We start from the raw sequence: 18,616 nt of genomic DNA, 5'->3' as shown, positions 1-18,616 counted from the left end.
GAACGTTATCACTCGTCGTCCTAAAAAACACAGCGGAGAACGCTGCGTTGATGTGATAACGATACCAGTCATTTTCCGCTGTCACAAGAAAATTTCATATGCTTGCGCGAAAAACCACAGATTCTCTGCGCCTGGAAGAACGAATTAAATTGCATTTGCCGAAGGTCTTAGGTAACGTTAACACATGACATGATCCGTCCATACGAACAAGGAATATTGATGACAGAGACAGCATCCCCCGTTCCCCGGCAACGCACGCTGTGCGCCGTTTTATGCCTGGCTTTGCTGGCCGCGCCGCTTGCAGCGCTCGGTGCCGAACCGGCGGCCGCAGCGCGCGCGGCCGCCGCGGCAACAGTACCCAGCCAGGCCAGCGCGGCCGCCGTGCTGGGCGTGATGCAGCGCGCGGCGGACTGGCAGCTTGCCCATCCCAGCAGCCATCCTGAGAACGACTGGACGCAGGCGGTGGGCGACGCGGGCATGATGGCGCTGGCGGGCATCTCCGGCGACCGCCGTTACCGCGACGCCATGCTGGCCATGGGCGAGCGCAACGGCTGGAAGCTGGGTCCGAAAACGTATCACGCGGATGACTACGCGCTCGGCCAAACCTACGCCGAGCTGTATTTGCAGACCCGCGAGCCGAAGATGATCGCGTCCATGCGCGCCCAGTTCGACCTGATGCTGGACAATCCGCGCGACGGCAGCCTGCAGTGGGAAACGCCGGGCGTGCTGCAGCGCTGGTCGTGGTGCGACGCCTTGTTCATGGGACCGCCCGCGTGGGCGCGCCTGTACGCAGCCACGGGGGACCAGCGCTATCTTGATTTCGCGGTGGACAACTGGTGGCGCACGTCGGACTACCTGTACGACAAGGAGGAGCAGCTGTACTACCGCGACAGCCGCTACTTCAGCAAGCGCGAGGCCAATGGCCGCAAGGTGTTCTGGGGACGCGGCAACGGCTGGGTGATGGGCGGCCTGGTGCGCATGCTGCAATATCTGCCCGCGAACCATCCGTCCCGGCCGCGATTCGTGCAGCAGTTCAGGGAGATGGCCGGCAAGCTGCTGGCGCTGCAGCAGGGCGACGGCACCTGGCGCGCCAGCCTGCTCGATCCTGACAGCTACCCTTTGCAGGAGAGCAGCGGAACAGGTTTGTACACGTATGCGCTGGCCTACGGCGTGAACCAGGGCATACTGGACCGGGCGCGCTTTGGCCGCGCTGCGGCAAAGGCCTGGGATGCGCTGGTGGCCAACATCAACGCGGACGGCAAGCTGACCCACGTGCAGCCTGTCGGCGCCGACCCGAAATCCTATGATCCCGAATTCACCGATGTCTACGGCGTGGGCGCCTTCCTGATGGCGGGCAGCGAGATCTACCGCATGCGGCTGCTGGACAGCACGCCGTCCAGCGTGGTTGAGGTGCGCAATGGCAGCAGCCTGCACCGGGCGGACGAATCGGTGGAGGCGCCGCTGGCGGGGGCGACTAAGGGGATCAATGAGGTGGCGCTGCTGGACGCGGCCACGTCGCGCATCGTGCCTAGCCAGCGGCTGGAGCGGGGCGTGCTGTTCCAGGCCACGCTGGCGCCGGGGGAAACGCGGCGCTACCACGTGCTGCCGCGCGCCGCGCTGCCCGCCGTGCCGCCAGTGGACGCCAAGGCGCATGCGCGCTTCGTGCCGGAGCGGCTGGACGATTTCGCCTGGGAGAACGACCGCACCGCGCACCGCGTCTACGGCCCGGCCATCATGCGCGATCCGAAGGAGATGCTGGTCAGCGCCGGCGTGGACGTGTGGTCCAAGCGCACCCGCGCGCTGGTGCTGGACAAATGGTACGCCAGCGGCGACTACCACACGGACCGGGGCGAGGGCATGGATTTCTACAAGGTGGGCAAGGCGCTCGGCTGCGGCGGGCTGGCCGTGTTCGACGGCGGCCGGCTGCATCCCTCGTCCAACTTCAGCAAGTGGAAGGTGCTGGCGGACGGTCCGCTGCGCGCCATCTTCGAGCTGACCTTTGACAGCTGGGACGCAGGCGGGAGCCAGGTATCCGAGCTGCGCCGCGTGTCCATTGACGCGGGCACGAATTTCAGCCGCGTGGAAAGCCGCTTTGCCGCCAATGGTCCGCTGGAGATCGGCGTCGGCATCGCCCGGCGTGAAGGGGAAGGGCGCTATAGCCAGGGCAAGGGCTGGATGAGCTACTGGGAACCGCCCCACGGAACGGCCGGCGCGGACGGCAGCGTGGCGTGCGCGGTGCTGCTGGACGGGCGGCACCTGCCGCATGAAGGCCAGTATCTGGCGGTGGGCAAGGCGCAGGCGGGCAAGCCCTTCGTCTACCACCTGGGCGCGGGCTGGAGCAAGAGCGCCGACTTCCCCACGCCGGCAGCGTGGGAGCGCTACGTCAAGGAGGCCGCGCAACGCCTCGCCGAGCCGGTCAGCGTCAGCGTGGAATCTCAGGCGCAGCCGCAGCCGCAGACTCGCCCGCAGCCGCAGCCGCAGCCGCAGCCGCAGCCGCAGCCGAAGCCTCACCCGCAGGCAGCGGAGGCCGGCCCCGTGCTGCACATCGATTGCTCGGCCGCTGCGGCCGGATCGGGAAGCCTGCAGCAGCCCCTGAACAGCCTCTCACAGCTGAACGCCATCCGCTTCCAGCCCGGCACGCGCATCCTGTTCAAGCGCGGCGCCACGTGCTATGACAGCTTCCGGCCCATGCCCGGCAGCTCGGGCGCATCCGGCGCCCCGATCGTGGTGGACAGCTACGGCGATACGGCCCTGCCGCGTCCCGCAATCGCGGCGGGCTGCCGTTCGTCGCGCCCCGATCCAACGCAGGCGAGGACAGAAGCCAGCAAGCAGCCCGAAGGCGTGAGCCCCTACCATACGCTGTGCACCGCCGGCGACGGCCAGTTCAACCGCGCCGCGCTGCACCTGTTCAATGTCGAGCACTGGGAAATCAACGGGCTGGAACTGAGCAACGACGGGCTGGAAGAAGCGGGGCGGGTCGGCCTGCTGGTGCAGCTGGAGGACTTTGGCACCGGCCGCCACTACCGCATCAACGACGTGCTGGTGCACCATGTGCGCGGCTATCTGAAGGACGAGCCGGGCCGCCAGCTGGCCTACAAAGCCACCGGCGGCATGTTGTTTGAAGTGACGCGTGACAGCGAACGCCGGGGCGTCCGCCAGAAAAAGACCAATTTTGACGACGTGCTGGTTGAAAACAGCGAGATCTACCACGTGGATGGCATTGGCCTGTCGAACCGCTCGGCCTGGATGTGCCGCCCGCGCGGCGCGCCTTGTGGCGACTTCCCGCCGTATAAAAACAACCCCGGCTATCTACAGGAAAGCGCTGCGCAGGCGGCAAGCGAGTTCCACCCGTCCACACGGCTGGTGTTCCGCAATAATAAGATCCACGACATCGGCGGCGACGGCATCGTGGTGCGCACCGCCACCGCGCCGCTGGCCGAAGCCAACCTGCTTTACGACATCTGGATGCGCTCGCCCGGCAACAGCGCCGGCGCCTGGGCCATCAACACGGATGGCGCCGTGTTCCAGTACAACGAAGTGCACGGCGTGCGCTTGCGGCCCGAAATCGAATCCGGCGACGGCATGGCCTTCGATGCCGACATGGGCACGCGCGGCACGCGGGTCTACGCCAACTACAGCCACGACAACGCGGGCGGCTTGATGCTGTTCTGCGCCTGCGGCAAGGATGGATTGGGCCAGCAGGCCATGGCGGAGGACGTGGTGGTGGAGCGGAACCTGAGCCTGTACGACAAGCGGCGCGTTATCCTGGTGGCGGGGCTGGACAGCGCCGTCGTCAGCGGTAACCTGGTGGTGACCAGCGGCGCCACGCCGCTGCTGGAAAGCCACGACAAGGGCACCAGCGACGTGCTTGAACTGCGCGGTAACCGGTTTGTCGACACCAGCGGCAGCGGCGCCTTGTACCGCGCGTTCAAGAAATCAGGCAGCCATGCCCGCTATGCCTGGCGCGGCAATACCTTCCACGGCTATCCGGCAAGCGCGGAGAGCGGGGCAGCTGTGCCGGCGGCGGATGCCGATGTGCCAGCGCTGATCGAACAATGGTTCGTCGACACGCAGTTCCGCCAGCGCGGCTACCGCCCGCGCTAGGGTGGACCGCACGGCCCCCTGGCGCCGCTGCAAGGATGATCAGGTGCCGCTGCCCTGAGCTGCGCAGAGCGGCGCAGAGCAGTCCATGGCCGCCGCAGGGCTGCCTCAGCGCCGTTTCACGGGCGCTTCAGCTTGAAACTCGCCTGATACGATTTGCCCGCCGAGCCTTTCACCGCCACGGTCAGCTTGATGGTGGGACTCAGTTGCTGCACCGTGATGGCCGGGTCATGCGACAGGACGGCACTCGCGCTGCGGTGCAGCTCCAGGTGGATCGTATCCGTATTTTCCTGGGTTGGATCGGACACCGCCAGTTGCAGGCCTGCGCCGTCCTGCTGCACCACCACTGCCGCCTTGCGGTCGCTGGCCAGATACGGCCGGCCCGCCACTTTGACCGTCTTGGCGGCATCCTCCCAGAACACCAGGCCGGTCAGGCCCAGCGCGCTGTCAGTCACTGCGGTGGCGCTGGCCGAGCGCTCAGCCACCCGCACCGGGTTGGTGGCGGCAAACGCCGCAACCTGGGCTGCGCTGCGGTTGGGCAGCAGGATGAAAGTGTAGGCGCCGTCAGTGGGGCTGGCGCCGTGCGGCAGCGCCAGGCTCAGATAGCGCGCGCTGACCGGTTTGGTGGAACCTTCCACATTGATGTCGCGCCAGACGCCGGTGCGCGTCTCGCGCAAGCCCTGCACGGTAGGCGCGTCCGGGAATACGTAGCCGATATCGGCGCCGGGCACGCTCCCCGCCAGATGCGCCCACTTGGTCTTCGGCAGCGCGTGCGACCAGCCTGCCGTTGCCGGCTGGCGCGCGCCGTTGACGGTCAGGGCATTGCTGCCGTCGGCATTCAGCTTGCGGTTTTCGACGATAGTCTCCACCGGCTTCGTGGCGGAGATGGCCGAGCCGACCGCCACCACCCGGTCCCCGAACAGGAACCAGGCCTTCTTGCCCTGCAGGCCCCTGTCGCTCCATGCACTGGTGGAGAAGTCCATGCCGATGGCGGCATGCCGGCCCGCCAGTTCGGCGCCGCCCACGGCAGCCTTGTCGTTGGCGTACAGCTTCCATTTTTCCGGCGTGCCGCCGCCGCTATGGTCGGTGGTGGTGCCCGGCATGCGCCATGCGTCGACGGTGGGCCAAAAATCGCCGCTGAACTGGGTCTGGTCGGCGTTGTAGAGGTAATGCGTGCCCACACCGGTCCACCAGCCGCGCAGGTTTTCCCCGTTGCCGGATTCGAAGGAGCTGATACGCTTCGAGAAGTTCGCCAGCGCGAACGCGTGGCCGGGACGGCGCTGCACGGCGCGGTCGGTGGCCGGGTAGTAGCGGGTTTCCACCGCCTCGGCCAGCGGCGCCAGGGCTGCATCCTTCTGCAGCGCCTTGAGTAGGCCCATCTGGTAGGCCGGCAGGCCGGCGTAGATGCCCGGCAGCGCCGTCGCCACCGGGGTGAAATACGAGGCGCCGAAAGTGCGGTCGCGCTGCATCCAGCCCTTCAGCACGGCCTTCAGCTGAGCACCCTGGGCGGGCGGCAGCACTTGCGCCAGTTCCGCCATCGTGCCCACCACCGTGCGGCCCACGCTGTGGTCTGAATAGAACTCGCGTGAAATGGAGCGGCCGCGCTGCATGTCCATCATGGCGCCGTCGTAGATGAAGGGACGGTAGGCCTGCATGGACCAGTCGAAGGGCAGGCCGGCGTTAGGGTCCGCCAGCTGCCACGGTGAGCCGTTCAGCACGTAGTACAGCGCTGCGACGTCGGCCATGATGACCACGCCGTAGCCGCCGATATAGGACACATAGCTGTGCTGGACGAAGGAGCCGTCGGTATAAAATCCGTCGCCGCTGCTTACGTAAGGCAGCGCCTTGCTGATGGCGTCGCGGCCCTGGGCGATTTTCGCAGCGTGCTTGCCGTTCACGCCGCGCATGATGGCGACGAAAGCCTTGTCCAGGCGGTTGGCGCCGGTTTCTTCGGTGCGCGATAGGGTGCCGCCGGGATTGGTGCGCCATGCCGGGTCGGGCACATGGAAATCGATGGCGGCCAGGCAGCGTTCCAGCTGGTCCGGCGCGAGCAGGCCGCGCACGGCCATCACGGCCTCGTTGAGCGCCATCGGCCCGCCGATCTGCCAGTCCCACCAGTTGTTGTAGGCGGCGCGGCCGGCCGTGTAGCGGTGCCTGCTCATCCAGTCCAGCCCATCCACCACGGCGGCGCCGAGTGCGGCATTGCCGCGCAGGGTAGAGTGGGGCGAGGCGTACACCGCCGCCATGGCTGCCAGGCGGCGGTAGGCGCTGGTGACGTGGGCAGATACGGTAGTGGAAGCCAGGTCAGGCCATAGCGCAGCGCGGTCCGGCGCCGTCTGCATGGTGGACCAATAGCGTTGCGCGTTGGCGTCGTCGAGCTTAAGCTGGGCGGCGATCTCTCGGTCGCCGGTATCGGCCGCCGCACCGCCGGCCGCGCGCAGCAGCCACTTGGCCCGCATATCGTCGAAGTCATCGGCCAGCGCCGGGGTAACGGCCTGGCACGCTTGCAGAACGGCGGCAAGCAGCAAGCTGCGCCGCCACGCCGGGCGGAACGGTGATACGCGATGCACCATCAAAGCTCTCCTCAAATAGGTTAATTTCAGTCTATGATAACGTTAACCTACTTGTTATGCCATACTTGGCAAGGGGGCGCTAACACGCACGTCGAATGCGGCCAGCTGCCTTATCATGGCCGCCGGCGCGAGCAGCACCTCGGGCAGGTACAGGCCGGCAGGCACAGGGGCGCTGCCGTCGAGCCCGAGCAGGCGCTCCACCGCCAGCGCTATGCCGCGCGCACTCATGCTGGCGTAGCCGGCGTTGTCGACCAGCTCATAGCGGAAGCGGCCGGTGCTGCCGTCCTTGCGTTCGCCGGCGATCTCGATGATGACTTCGTGCGAGGCGGGTCCGCCCTGCATGCTGCTGGCGGTGCGGCCTTCGGCGATGTCAAGCCGCACCGATCGTGCGCCGGTGGCGTTGGCGATGCCGAGGACATCGACCAGCGCTACTGCCGCACCCTCGCGCACAATGCCGTCCACACTGGTGAAGCGGCGCTGTGCGGCGCTGCCGCCTTGCCACACCCATCTGCCGTCCTGCAGCAGCAAAGGTGCCGTGGCGATGACGCCGATGCGTTCCATGTCGGCCACCGTCATGGCGCCTGCCGTGTCGGCAGGGTCGAACACGAGGCCGATTTCGACCGAGTCGATGCTGCGGAACTCGCCAGCAAAGTGCAGGCTGGCGAGCATGGGTGCGGCGCCGATCGAATGGCCGAGCAGCAGGACCGGCGCAATGGCGGGCTGGTGGATGTAGCGCGCAACGATAGGGCCGATCTCGAACGCCGCTTCAGACAGGGCGATGTAGGCGAATCCGCGCGCCTGCGCGTACTTCATGGCGGTGAGCCCGTGATCCTTGAGACAGGCCACCACCGCACTGAATGCCGCGTCCGGCGGCAAGCCCAGGTCGTCGCGCTGCATGTCCGCCTGGACCACTGCCGCATTGCCCAGTTCCCTGGCCAGCAGGCCGGCCTTTTCCGTGTCGCGAGCGGCAAGGGTGATGGGCTGCTGCGGATGCATGCGGCGCAGCGTGCGCGCGAGCTTGCTGCCCAAGCTGCCGGAACCGCCGAGCAGCAGGATGGGGTGGCGTGCGGCGGGCATCATTGCGCACCTCCGGCCTTGCGCGTTATCCGGGCGCCATCTTCCTCCATGCGGTGCACCGCGTAGCTGGGGGCGATCAGCACTTCCGGCAGGTAGAGGCCGGGCTGCACCGGAGCACCGCCGGCCAGTCCCAGCAGGCGTTCCAGGCCCAGGGCCACGCCCAGGGCGGTCAGCGGCGCCTGCCCTTGCGGATGGACTATCTCGTGCCGAACGGTGGCGCTGCTGCCGTCCTGCCGGATGCCGCCCAATTCGACGATGATCTCGGTGGAGAAGGGCCCGCCACGGCGGCGGCTGGCGGAAACGCCCGTTGCCAGGTCCAGCTGGATGCTGTGCGCCTTGGTGGCCGCTGCCAACCCGACGATGTCGAACGGGGAGTAGGCCTGCGTGGGCATGGCCACGCCATCGACGCTGGTCAGCGTACCGGAGCCTTCCTCCTTCGGCAGCCATTCGAACCTGCCTTGCCAGAGCACCAGCGCGTTGGGTGCCGTGCCGGTGATACGGTCGTAGTCGGCATAGGCGGCGGGGCCGCCCATGTCTTCATCGTCCAGCACTACGCCGATGCGGATGGTGTCGAGCGAGGCGAACTCGCTGGCGTAGTGCAGGATCGGGAAGGTGGCGGCGCCGGCCAGCCATTGGCTCGCCATCAGCACCGCCGAGCGGCCCGGATGGTGAATGTATTGCGCCACTTCGGGCGCCATTTCGAAGGTGCCGCTGGAGACGCTCAGGTAGGGGATGCCGCGCGCCTGGGCAAACTTCAGGGAATTGAGGGTGTCGTCTTTGAGGAGCGTGGCCACCGCGCTGAACGGGATCGTGCTGGCGAGGCCGAGGCTTGGATGGTTGAGGTCCACCGCGACTGCGGTGGCGTTGCCGGTTTCGTCGGCAACCCGGCTGGCCTTGGCCATGTCCCGGCCACCGATGGCGATGGGGAGGGCGGGGTGCAGCCGGCGCAGCGCGCGCGCTGCCCGCGCTCCGACGATACCGGATCCGCCAATGATGAGGACTGGTGCGTGTGTCATGTGGGCTCCTTGCTGGATTAAGCTACGAAAATTAAGCTACTAAAATTAACCTACTATAATTAACCTACTAAACGTAAGTTACGAAACGTAGGATAGCACGTTATAATCAGCTGTCAAGAAGCGGAGAAAATGAATGAGCACTACGCCACCAAAGCGGCTGTCGAAGGAAATGCGGCGCGAGCAGATGCTGGAAACGGCACGCAGGATCGTGCGCGAAGAGGGGACGGACCTGCTGACGCTGGGCTACCTGGCCGAGCGCGCGGGCGTCAGCAAGCCTATCGCGTATGAGCATTTCGAAACGCGATCGGGCCTGCTCATCGCGCTGTACAAGCAGTTCGACGACCAGCAGGCTGTGGCGCTGCACGAGGCGCTGAAGCGCACGCCGAAACAGTTGAAGGACGTGGCGGCGCTGCTTGGCGCGGCGTATGTGGACTGCTACAAGTCGATGGGGCCGGAATGGCACGCCATCTCCGCCGCGCTGAAAGGCGACGAGCGGATGGAGGCATTCCAGCAGGAGCTGATCGACAGCTATGTCGACATCTATTGTGGCGTGTTTGCGCCGTACTGCGATTTGCCGAAGAAGGAGCTGCGCCTGCGATGCGTGGGCATCATCGGCGCAGCGGAAGCGATCACCAGGGAGATGCAGCGCGGCCGCGTTGCCGCAGGCGCTGCTGCAACGGCGATCGCGTCGCTGATGGTGAGCTGGCTGGGCCAGGGCAAGACGGCATAGGCGCCGCCATTGCCCGGCCGGCGCCGTTACACAGCCTGCCGCCTCGGCTTGCGCGACGGGCGCATCGCCAGCAGGCCCACCGCCAGCAGCAGCGCCGTGCCGGGAACCGGGATGGCGTTGATGGCGAAGGACCGCAGCGGCGAGTCGTCCAGCTGGGCGGAGTTGTAGAACGCGTCGCTGCTCCAGTCGAACAGGCCGTTGGCGGCGGCGGTGTCCAGCGTGAGCGTGGCGCCCAGGTCCACCAGCGTGAGGTAGAAGCCGGCGTCGTGGCCGCCCATGTCGGCCGGATTGGTATTGGCCAGGAAGACCCACGGTTCCGGCTGGGCGTTCTCCAGGTTCCATACCTTGTTGATGGCGGTGGCCTGCGCCAGGTCCGTCAGCGTGCCGCTGATCTGCGTGATGCGGTACGGCGAGGTGTCGTCGTAGTAGAACTGGCCGCTGAACTGGCCGTCGCGCCAGGTGGCGTCGAGCTGATACCAGCCGATGTGCGCGGCCAGCGCGGATTGCGAGAACAGCGTGAGCGCAAGGGAAAACAGGAAGTAGAGCTTTTTCATTTCTTCTCCGGATTAAGGAACCAGCAGTTCGTCGATATTGGCCAGGCCCTGGCCGGTGGACTCGAAGCGCAGCGTGTTGCTGCTGCCCGCGGCGAGGTTGACGGTGGCGGTCATGGTGGTCCAGGCGGTCCAGCCGCCGGTGATCTTGAAGGTGATGGCTTGCGCCACGCCGTTCACTTTCAGCACGCCGGTGCGCGGCGTGGGGTTGCCGTTGGCGTAGCGGATGGTGATGGTCTTGGGGCCGCCCGCGCCGCCGTTGATGCGGCCGAATTCCGCACTGCCGCCGCTGGCGGGGAAGTTCAGGAAGCCGGTATGGCGGTAGCCGGCGCGGTCGCTCCTGGCGGACGTGCCGCCACCCACGATGGCGGTCTCGGCCTGCACGGTGCCGTTGCCGTCATACGGGATGTGCACCGGCTCCTGCGGGAAGGAGGTGGCGCCGTGGCCCAGGTAGAAGCTGGGGTGCGGCGGCTGGTTGTAGCCGGCATTCTGGCCCGCTACCTGGGTGCGGTACTGCGGATTGTGCATCAGGGTGTTGATGCGCGTGGCGGTGGGGATGGTGGTGCTGTAGATCTGCAGCTCGGTGTTGCTGCTGTTGCGCCACACGACTTCCTCGCGCCAGTCGCCGAACAGGTCGGCCGTCAGCACCGGCGTGGCCTTGGTGCCGTTGTTGGAGGCCGCGCCGTTCAGGGCCGCGTCCACGATGCGGCTGCCGGTGCGGGTCACGGGGTCGAACTTGTCGATCGAGGTGCTGCCCATGGGTTCGCGCAGCAGGTCGCCGTCCCACCAGGCGGCGAAGTTCATATAGGCGGTGGGCGCGGTGCTGTTGATCAGCGCACCGGTGGCGCTGCGGAAGCCGCCCCGGCTGGCCCAGCATTCCTCGCCTTCGAAGTTGGGGTCCACGTCGAAGCACACGCCGCGCCCCACGTCCGCGTTGGCGCCGCTGGCGCCCCAGATCAGCGCGCCGGTGGCCGCGTCATGCATGCCCGAGCCGGTGACGCCGTAGACCGATGGCGTTTCGTGGACCATGTAGACCTGCTGGCCGGCGCGGTTCGGATCGAATTTGCCGAAGTGCAGTGCGTCGCCGTGACCCAGGCCGGTGGCGTACTTGAGCTGGCCGTAGCTGTCGATGGTGGCCGCGCCGTAGACGATATCGTCCTTGCCGTCGCCGTCCACGTCGCCGGTGGCGAACCAGTGCGCGCCTTGGCCGCGCGCGGCTGCGCCGGATTCATTGGTGTCGAACACCCAGCGGCTGGTGAGCGCGCCGTCGCGCCAGTCCCAAGCCGCGATCACGGCGCGCGTGTAATAGCCGCGCGAGAAAATGGCGCTGGGACGGTTGCCGTCCAGATTGGCCACGCCGCCCAGGAAGCGGTCCACCCGGTTGCCGTAGCTGTCGCCCCAGGAGGACACGGTGCCGCGCGCCGGCAGGTAGTTCGTGGTCTTCATGGCGGCGCCGGTCAGGCCGTTGAACACGGTGAGGAACTCGGGGCCGCTGAGCACATAGCCGGCGCTGTTGCGGTGGTCCGCGCTGGCCGAGCCGATCACCGTACCCACGCCGTCCACCGTGCCGTCGGCGGTCTTGGCCATCACTTCAGCCTGGCCGTCGCCGTCGAAGTCGTAGGCCAGGAAGGTGGTGTAGTGGGCGCCGGCGCGGATGTTCCGGCCCAGGTCGATGCGCCACATGCGGGTGCCGTTCAGCTTATAGGCGTCCAGGTAGGTATTGCCGGTGTAGCCGGACTGCGAATTGTCCTTGGCGTTGGTGGGCTGCCACTTGATGATGATTTCGTAGCTGCCGTCGCCATCCAGGTCGGCGGTCGAGCCGTCGTTGATTTCGTAGGTGTAGGCTTCGCCGGCCGGCGTGGTGCCTGCGGGCGGCGCCTGCACCGGGATGGATTTATAGATGTTGGCCCAGGTGGCGCCAGCTTCAAAGCCCGGCTGCTCCACGCCGCCCACCACCGCGCGCACCGAGTAGCTGGCCGCCTCGGTGCCGGCGGCGTCGGTGTAGTTGAGCGCGTCCAGCGGCGCGGCGTTCAGCCTGGTGGCGCCGCGGTACACATTGAAGGTGGTCCCGGCGGCGTCGCCGGCCAGCTGGCGCCAGCTGATGAAGACGCCGGCGGCGGACTTGATGGCGACCGCGCCCCGGTTCAGGTTTTCTATCTGTTTGCCGGGCGAGGTGATGACGGCGGTGGCGCTGCCGGCCATGGCCATCAATGCGAGTAGGACGTACGAGGCTGTTGCTTTCCGAAGCATGGTTTTGTCTCCCTTTGGGTGGATTATTTTTTGCGCCTGCGCTGGCTAAGGTACTGGAATTAGTTTGCAAAAAGTTCATGCGGCAGGGGCCCGGATGCAATCGCTCAACAAGTCGAGCAAAGCCGTTGTATCCGCGCCGCTGCCCTGTCATGCGCCGCCACGGCGCACAACTGGTTAGACTGGGCTCAACTATGGATCAGCCAGGGAGGGCATATGCGCAGGTTCGGGATACTGATGATGCTGGCGGCAAGCTTGCTGCTGAACGGGTGCGGCTACAACACGCTGCAGGCAGGCGATGAGCAGGTGAAGGCCAACTGGTCGGAAGTCGTCAACCAGTATCAGCGGCGGGCGGACCTGGTGCCCAACCTGGTCAACACGGTGAAAGGCTATGCGGCGCACGAGAAGGAAGTGCTGACCCAGGTGGCCGAGGCGCGCTCGAAGGCGGGCGCCATCCAGGTGACGCCCGCGATGCTGAACGACCCTGCCGCGCTGGCGCGCTTCCAGGAGGCGCAGGGGCAGCTGTCCGGGGCACTATCGCGGCTCATCGCGGTGAGCGAAAATTATCCGCAACTGAAAGCCGATGCCGGCTTCCGCGACCTGCAGGCCCAGCTTGAAGGCACGGAGAACCGCATTGCGGTGGCGCGCAACCGCTACATCAAATCGGTGCAGGACTACAACGTTACGGTGCGTTCCTTCCCCACCAACCTGGTGGCGAAGATGTTCGGGCATGACGTAAAGCCCAACTTCTCGGTGGAGAATGAGAAAGCCATCTCCACGCCGCCGGCCGTCAACTTCGACCCGGCTCCCAAGCCCCAGCCCGGGAAGTGACATGGCCGCCCTGAGGCTCTGGTTCTTCGCTTTGCTGCTGGCGTGCGCGCAGGGCGTGCTGGCCCAGCAGCTTGCCGTGCCGGCGCTGAACCGGCCGGTGACGGATTTGGCCGCCACGCTCGACGCGGCGCAGGTCGCTAGCCTTGAGGAAACGTTGCGTGCCTTCGAGAAGCGAAAAGGCAGCCAGATTGCGGTGCTCATCATTCCCAGCACCAAGCCCGAGGCCATTGAGCAATATGCGCTGCGGGTGGCCGAGCGGTGGAAGATCGGCCGCAGCAAGATCGACGACGGCGCGATATTGATCGTGGCCAAGGACGACCGGGCGCTGCGCATCGAGGTGGGCTATGGGCTGGAAGGGGCGCTTAACGACGCCACCAGCAAGCGCATCATCGAGGAAACCATTACGCCGCGTTTTCGCAGCGGGGATTTTTATGGCGGTATCTCTGCCGGTGTCGCGAGCATGATCAAGGTCATTGATGGCGAGCCGCTGCCGCCGCCGGCCGCATCGGGCGAACAGGCGGGACGGGCGCAGGCCGGTCAGGCAGCGCGCATGGGCGGGCTGGGGCAGATCCTGCCGGTGGTGCTGGTGGCCGCCGTGGTGCTGGGCGGCGTGCTGCGCTCGGTGCTGGGACGCTTCGCCGGTGCCGCGGTGGCCGGCGGTGTGATCGGCGTGGGCGCCTTCATGATGGCGGGCGTGCTGGCCGCCGTGCTGGCGGGCGGTATTGCCTTCCTGTTTACCTTGCTGGGAGGCGGCCGGTCGGGGCGCGGCCATGGCGGCTGGATAGGCGGGGCAGGCATGGGCGGTTTGGGCGGCCTGGGTGGCGGCGGCTTCGGCGGCGGTGGTGGAGGCGGTGGCTTCGGTGGCGGTGGCGGCAGCTGGGGCGGTGGCGGCGGCAGCTTTGGCGGCGGCGGCGCGTCGGGGAGGTGGTAGCCATGGATATGCAGCGCTTCCTGCGGCACCTGTTCACCACGCGCGCGGCGGTGCGGCGGCATTTTCCGCCGGCTTCGCTGCAGGCCATCGAGGCGGCGATCGTCGAGTCCGAGCGCGGCCACCGGGGCGAGATCCGCTTTGTTATCGAGCCGGCCCTGGAACCGGCGCAGCTCATTGCCGGCATGACGCCGCGCGAGCGGGCGCTGGAAGTGTTTTCCGAGCTGCGGATATGGGACACCGAGGAAAACAGCGGTGTGCTGATCTACGTGCTGCATGCCGACCACGCCATCGAGATCGTGGCCGACCGGGGGATACACGGCGCAGCCGGCCAGCAGACCTGGGAGCGCATAGCGGCGGACATGGAACGCACTTTCGCCAAGGGCGAGCATGGCGCCGGCGCGCTGCGCGGCATTGCGTCAGTCACGGCCGAATTGCGGCGCCATCTGCCGCGCAAGGGCGGTGATGCGGATGAATTGCCGAACGAGGTGACGGTGCTTTGACGCCGGCGCCGTCCGGCCGGGCCGGCAAGCGCTACGCTGTTCGCAGCAGCGTGGCGTCCCCTTTGAGCGCAAACGGCAGGCCGCGCGCCCAGCGGTTGGACGACAGCGAGAAGGTGAGCGCGCGCACCTGGTGATACCAGCCGGCCGGCACGTACAGCATGTCGCCGGGATTGACGATCACCTCCACCATGGCAGCCTGGCGCGCCAGCGGGAACCGCTCGAAGTCCGGCGCTTCCGGATCGAAGGGGGAGCCGAACAGGATGGCGTTGGCCTCGCTGGGATAGAGGAATTCGTCGTGGTGCGGCGGCGACAGGAAGATGCGCTTGGTGCCCCAGATCTGGGCGAAGATGTTGTCGTCGTAATCGCAGTGCAGCGGCGTTACCGTGCCGGCCGGGCCGATCCAGAAACGCGGCGGGCCCATTTTGCCCAGGTAGCCGGGCCAGTGGCACAGGCTGTTCAACTCGCGCAGCTCCAGGTTGCCCAGGTAGGGCGGCAGCGCGTGCGTGCCCGCATCCACCAGCTCCAGGTATGCCAGCATGGTCATGTCCTGCATGGCGCGGTCGGCGGCGAAGGCGGTGTTGATGTAGTCGCCCACGCGTGCGCGCACCGGCAGGTGGGCGAAGCGCTCGCGCAGCGACGCTGGCGGCAGGGCGGCCAGGGGCCATTTGCCCACCAGTCCCGTGATCAGGAAGGGCAGGCCCTCGGCGGCGCGGGCGCGGAAGGCCGCCGCGTCGAGCGCGCGCAGGCGCGGCACTTCGGTGATCGCGGGCAGGCTGCGCGCGGCAAGCTTGATCGCCTGGCGCATGGCGTCGATCGAGGTCACGCCGCGCACCTGGGCATCCTTGTGTTCGCGCGCCAGCTTCCTGGCCGCCACGTCTTCGGGCGTGGTGGGGCGCGAGGCCGCCAGCGGCGGCAGCTTTTTCTCTTTTGACATCGTCAGCATCAATTCAGGCGGGGGGCACAGCATACCGCATGCGCCGGCGATCAACCAGCCCCCGCAGGGCAGCGCGCCCCGGCGCGTGGGATAATGGCGGCATGCTTGATATTCTCGCCATCGTCAGTCCCATCTACATCATCATTTTCCTCGGCTACGCCACCACGCGGGCAGGCTTGTTCGGCAAGGGCGAACTGCTCACGTTCGGCAAGTTCGTCATCAAGCTGGCGCTGCCGGCGCTGGTGTTCAACGCCATTGCGCAGCGCCATATCGCCGATATCGTGGTGCCGGGCTATCTGCTGGCCTACACCGCCGGCGCGCTGGCCATGCTGGGCGGCGCCTACCTGGTGGGCCGCAAGGCGGCAGGGCTGGGCCACCAGCAGGCGCTGCTGCACGCCATGGGCATGTGCAGCTCGAACAGCAGCTTTATCGGCTATCCCATCCTGCTGCTGGCGCTGCCGTCCGTGGCCACCACCGCCCTGGCGCTGAACGTGGTGGTGGAGAACGTGGTGATCCTGCCGCTGCTGCTGGTGCTGCTGGAGACCAGCGTCAAGCAGGCCGGGGAGGGCAAAGGCGCCTGGCGCGGCGCGCTCAAGGCCACCTTGTGGCAGCTGGCGAAAAATCCGCTGGTGGTGGCGCTGCTGGCGGGACTGGCCGTGTCCCTGCTGGCGCTGCCGCTGCCGGCGCCGCTGGGCCGCAGCATCACCATGTTCGCGCAGACCAGCGGCGCGCTGGCGGTGTTTGTCATCGGCGGCACGCTGGCGGGCCTGCCGATGCGCGGCGTGGCGCTGAAGGTGGCGCCGATCGCGCTGGGCAAGCTGGTGATGCATCCGCTGGCGGTGGCGCTGGCCGTGGCCTGCCTGCCGCTGGCCGGCATGGCGCCGCTGGCGCCGGAACTGCGCAACGCCGCCATCCTGATGGCAGCCATGCCGATGATGAGCATCTACCCCATCCTGGCGCTGCCCTACGGCTTCGCCGAGCGCAGCGCCGCCGCCCTGGTGCTGGCCACGGTCGGCTCCTTCGCCACCCTCAGCGCGCTACTATGGCTGCTGGGCCGGCTGGCGGTGCAGTCGTAGGGGAGGTTGCCATCCGCCTATCGGTTTGATACCACGGAAGTGTTCATTCGCAAGGATCCGGTCACCGGAGACGTCATCTTGTCGCGCCGGCCAAGCGACTGGACGGGCTTTTTCGAGGCAGTGGAAGCGGCCGATGTGCCGGCCGGCTTCCTTGGCGCTGAGGAGCGCCGGCAAGGGGAAGCTCAGCCCGATCCTTTCGATGCGTGGCATGAATGACGCGGTACATGTTGGACACCAACACGGTGAGCAAGCTGATTAAAGGACACCCGCTGGTGGCCGAGCGCCTGCTTGCGGTGCCGATGGCTTCACTGTGCATATCGGCTCGCGGCCAATGCGCTTAGTACGAACGCGATTCTTGTCACAAGTGACCGGACCTTCAGCCTGGTGGCCAGGCTGAAGGTAGAGGACTGGGCCGTTTAGTTGGCGCAGCCCTTGGTGCGGATGCGGTCGTACGCGGCCTTGGCTTGCACCAGGCCGTAGCCGTAGTAGTCGTCGCGTCCGGCTGCGCCCAGGTCCATGGCCGACTTGTCCAGCGTGCTGCGGATCTGCTCCGCGCTGCAGGCTGGGAAGTAGCTCCACACCAGCGCCGCCACCGCCGACACGTGCGGCGTAGCCATCGAGGTGCCGTCAAACAGCGCGTAGTTTACTGCCTTGATGTCGATGGTGGCGCTTTGTCCCAGCTGGCCTTGCAGCGCCGTGCCTTCCACGCCCGAGGCCGTGACCGACGGGATGGTGGTGACCACGCCGCCCAGGGTGCCGCTGAACGCTTCCGGCGCGTTGTTGTACACCACCGCGCCCACGCCGCCGCTGGCCTGGCAGTTGGCCACTTTCTCGCCGAAGGTGATGCTGCCGCGCGCGATCAGGCAGACCTTGCCCGCCACCGCTGTGTTCACCTGGTCGCCCAGGCCGAAGGCGGCCAGCGGCGCGGTGACCGTGGCGGCCGGCGTGCCGTCCATGCTGCCCGCGGCGTAGGTGGTGGCGCCCACTTTCAGGGACGCCACGCGGCCCTGGCCCATCGGCACGGTGGACAGCACCTGCACGCCCGGCGCGGCGATTTCCACTTTCGGCGTGAATTGCGAGAAGTCCGCCACCAGTTTGTTCTGGTCCAGCGCCGCCACCGACATCACGCTGGCGTAGCCGGCCGGGTAGGACTGGGCGTTGTTGCCGTCGTTGCCGGCGGCTGCGATGGACAGCACGCCGCGCAGCGCCAGCGCGTTGAAGGCGCGCTCCTCGGCGCGGCTGGGCACATCGCCGCCCAGCGACATGCTGATGATGTTGGCGCCGGCCTGGCCGCACTTGTTGGCCGCGGCGATCAGGGTCGAGGTGTAGGTCCATTCCTCGGGGCCGAATACCTTGATGATGTGCAGGTTGACCTGCTTGTTGGGCAGTACGCCCACCACGCCGGTGGCGTTGTTGACGGCCGCGATGGTGCCCGCCACGTGGGTGCCGTGGTGGTTTTCGTCGGTGTACCAGGGGCCGGTGCCGGGGTTGGTCTGGCCGCTCAGGCGGTTGCCCGCCAGGTCCTCGTGCGCGCGGTCGATGCCGGAGTCGATGATGCACACGGTGCGGTTGGCGGCGTAGGTGTCGGGCAGCTGGTCGGCCTGCACCATGGGGATGCCGTAGGGCACCTGCTGGCCTGTTTGGTAAGGCGCGCCGGTGGACGGCGTGCTGGTGGACAGCGCGGCCGGCTTGCCGGACGATGGCTTGGCGGCCAGCAGCTTGCGCCGCCCGTCTTCCTCCACGAACTCGATGCTGGTGTTGTTGCGCAGGTTGCCCACGGCCTTGGCCGGCATCTCGGCGGCGGCGGCGTCGATGGCCGGCAGGTCTTCCTTGATGCTGCCGTTGGCGGCGGCGATGGCGGCCTTGCCGTTCTGCTGCGCGCCTTTCTTGAAGGCGACGATGACGCGCACATTGTCGGACTGCGTGGCTGCGGCCACGTCGGCGCAGATGCCGGCGCTGATGGCTGCGGCCATCAGGCCCAGTGCGGATACGGCGCTTGCGGTGGTGGACTTGCGGTTGTTGGCTAAGAACATCTGGACCGTCCCATGG

General features: G+C 67.2%; 14 protein-coding genes. 7 read left to right on the top strand and 7 right to left on the bottom strand.

Annotated features, from left to right (window positions below):
• Window positions 1–219: 219 nt before the first annotated feature.
• Window positions 220–4,104, top strand: coding sequence for a glycoside hydrolase family 88 protein (locus ASC94_RS15495; RefSeq protein WP_162251428.1), 3,885 nt, complete (start codon window positions 220–222; stop codon window positions 4,102–4,104).
• A gap of 116 nt (window positions 4,105–4,220) precedes the next feature.
• Here the strand turns inward: ASC94_RS15495 and ASC94_RS15490 are convergent, their stop codons facing one another.
• Genes ASC94_RS15490 through ASC94_RS15480 form a run of 3 tightly spaced genes read right to left on the bottom strand, consistent with a single transcriptional unit; the run spans window position 4,221 to window position 8,767 of the window.
• Window positions 4,221–6,674, bottom strand: a complete 2,454-nt coding sequence (locus tag ASC94_RS15490; RefSeq protein WP_056396440.1) for a polysaccharide lyase 8 family protein — start codon at window positions 6,672–6,674, stop codon at window positions 4,221–4,223.
• A gap of 54 nt (window positions 6,675–6,728) precedes the next feature.
• On the bottom strand, window positions 6,729–7,754 hold the full coding sequence (locus ASC94_RS15485; protein ID WP_056396437.1) for a hypothetical protein: 1,026 nt from the start codon (window positions 7,752–7,754) through the stop codon (window positions 6,729–6,731).
• On the bottom strand, window positions 7,751–8,767 hold the full coding sequence (locus tag ASC94_RS15480; protein WP_056396434.1) for a hypothetical protein: 1,017 nt from the start codon (window positions 8,765–8,767) through the stop codon (window positions 7,751–7,753). The genes ASC94_RS15485 and ASC94_RS15480 overlap by 4 nt, the downstream gene beginning before the upstream one ends.
• A gap of 133 nt (window positions 8,768–8,900) precedes the next feature.
• Here ASC94_RS15480 and ASC94_RS15475 point away from each other — a divergent pair, with 133 nt between their 5' ends.
• Window positions 8,901–9,497, top strand: a complete 597-nt coding sequence (locus tag ASC94_RS15475; RefSeq protein ID WP_056396433.1) for a TetR/AcrR family transcriptional regulator — start codon at window positions 8,901–8,903, stop codon at window positions 9,495–9,497.
• Window positions 9,498–9,523: 26 nt separating this feature from the next.
• Here ASC94_RS15475 and ASC94_RS15470 read toward each other — a convergent pair whose 3' ends face one another.
• Complete coding sequence (locus tag ASC94_RS15470) at window positions 9,524–10,051, bottom strand: hypothetical protein (protein ID WP_056396431.1); 528 nt, start codon at window positions 10,049–10,051, stop codon at window positions 9,524–9,526.
• Between the two features lie 12 nt (window positions 10,052–10,063).
• The gene (locus ASC94_RS15465; protein WP_157201469.1) at window positions 10,064–12,298 is read right to left on the bottom strand and encodes a carbohydrate-binding protein; all 2,235 of its coding nucleotides are present in this window, start codon (window positions 12,296–12,298) and stop codon (window positions 10,064–10,066) included.
• A 213-nt stretch (window positions 12,299–12,511) separates the two neighbouring features.
• Here ASC94_RS15465 and ASC94_RS15460 point away from each other — a divergent pair, with 213 nt between their 5' ends.
• The 3 genes from ASC94_RS15460 to ASC94_RS15450 are packed head-to-tail and all read left to right on the top strand — an operon-like array spanning window position 12,512 to window position 14,557.
• Window positions 12,512–13,126: a LemA family protein gene (locus ASC94_RS15460; protein ID WP_056396427.1), complete on the top strand. Its 615-nt coding sequence runs from the start codon at window positions 12,512–12,514 to the stop codon at window positions 13,124–13,126.
• Between the two features lies 1 nt (window position 13,127).
• Window positions 13,128–14,057, top strand: a complete 930-nt coding sequence (locus ASC94_RS15455; RefSeq protein WP_157201468.1) for a YgcG family protein — start codon at window positions 13,128–13,130, stop codon at window positions 14,055–14,057.
• A 2-nt stretch (window positions 14,058–14,059) separates the two neighbouring features.
• Window positions 14,060–14,557, top strand: a complete 498-nt coding sequence (locus ASC94_RS15450) for a TPM domain-containing protein (RefSeq protein WP_056396424.1) — start codon at window positions 14,060–14,062, stop codon at window positions 14,555–14,557.
• 31 nt (window positions 14,558–14,588) lie between these two features.
• On the opposite strand, the gene ASC94_RS15445 is transcribed toward ASC94_RS15450, so the two are convergent.
• A complete protein-coding gene (locus ASC94_RS15445; protein WP_056398006.1) occupies window positions 14,589–15,491 on the bottom strand; it encodes a cupin-like domain-containing protein in 903 nt (300 codons plus the stop codon).
• Window positions 15,492–15,592: 101 nt separating this feature from the next.
• Here ASC94_RS15445 and ASC94_RS15440 point away from each other — a divergent pair, with 101 nt between their 5' ends.
• Window positions 15,593–16,567 carry an AEC family transporter gene (locus ASC94_RS15440; protein ID WP_056396422.1) on the top strand — a complete coding sequence of 325 codons (975 nt, stop codon included), beginning with the start codon at window positions 15,593–15,595 and terminating at the stop codon, window positions 16,565–16,567.
• A gap of 6 nt (window positions 16,568–16,573) precedes the next feature.
• On the top strand, window positions 16,574–16,783 hold the full coding sequence (locus ASC94_RS33245) for an antitoxin (RefSeq protein ID WP_056396418.1): 210 nt from the start codon (window positions 16,574–16,576) through the stop codon (window positions 16,781–16,783).
• Between the two features lie 200 nt (window positions 16,784–16,983).
• Here the strand turns inward: ASC94_RS33245 and ASC94_RS15430 are convergent, their stop codons facing one another.
• Window positions 16,984–18,600 (bottom strand): S8 family serine peptidase, encoded by a 1,617-nt coding sequence (locus tag ASC94_RS15430; RefSeq protein ID WP_082616556.1) that lies wholly within the window; start codon window positions 18,598–18,600, stop codon window positions 16,984–16,986.
• Window positions 18,601–18,616: the final 16 nt, after the last annotated feature.

The organism is Massilia sp. Root418 (assembly GCF_001425265.1).
Lineage (GTDB): Bacteria > Pseudomonadota > Gammaproteobacteria > Burkholderiales > Burkholderiaceae_D > Rugamonas.
The sequence above is the reverse complement of the archived record's forward strand: the minus strand, read 5'-3'. Positions and strand labels throughout refer to the sequence as shown.

What these genes read in the sequence shown, in the direction of transcription:
- ASC94_RS15495 (WP_162251428.1), top strand. Translation starts at nt 220, where the DNA reads ATGACAGAGACAGCATCCCCCGTTCCCCGGCAACGCACGCTGTGCGCC.
- ASC94_RS15490 (WP_056396440.1), bottom strand. Translation starts at nt 6,674, where the DNA reads ATGGTGCATCGCGTATCACCGTTCCGCCCGGCGTGGCGGCGCAGCTTG.
- ASC94_RS15485 (WP_056396437.1), bottom strand. Translation starts at nt 7,754, where the DNA reads ATGATGCCCGCCGCACGCCACCCCATCCTGCTGCTCGGCGGTTCCGGC.
- ASC94_RS15480 (WP_056396434.1), bottom strand. Translation starts at nt 8,767, where the DNA reads ATGACACACGCACCAGTCCTCATCATTGGCGGATCCGGTATCGTCGGA.
- ASC94_RS15475 (WP_056396433.1), top strand. Translation starts at nt 8,901, where the DNA reads ATGAGCACTACGCCACCAAAGCGGCTGTCGAAGGAAATGCGGCGCGAG.
- ASC94_RS15470 (WP_056396431.1), bottom strand. Translation starts at nt 10,051, where the DNA reads ATGAAAAAGCTCTACTTCCTGTTTTCCCTTGCGCTCACGCTGTTCTCG.
- ASC94_RS15465 (WP_157201469.1), bottom strand. Translation starts at nt 12,298, where the DNA reads ATGCTTCGGAAAGCAACAGCCTCGTACGTCCTACTCGCATTGATGGCC.
- ASC94_RS15460 (WP_056396427.1), top strand. Translation starts at nt 12,512, where the DNA reads ATGCGCAGGTTCGGGATACTGATGATGCTGGCGGCAAGCTTGCTGCTG.
- ASC94_RS15455 (WP_157201468.1), top strand. Translation starts at nt 13,128, where the DNA reads ATGGCCGCCCTGAGGCTCTGGTTCTTCGCTTTGCTGCTGGCGTGCGCG.
- ASC94_RS15450 (WP_056396424.1), top strand. Translation starts at nt 14,060, where the DNA reads ATGGATATGCAGCGCTTCCTGCGGCACCTGTTCACCACGCGCGCGGCG.
- ASC94_RS15445 (WP_056398006.1), bottom strand. Translation starts at nt 15,491, where the DNA reads ATGTCAAAAGAGAAAAAGCTGCCGCCGCTGGCGGCCTCGCGCCCCACC.
- ASC94_RS15440 (WP_056396422.1), top strand. Translation starts at nt 15,593, where the DNA reads ATGCTTGATATTCTCGCCATCGTCAGTCCCATCTACATCATCATTTTC.
- ASC94_RS15430 (WP_082616556.1), bottom strand. Translation starts at nt 18,600, where the DNA reads ATGTTCTTAGCCAACAACCGCAAGTCCACCACCGCAAGCGCCGTATCC.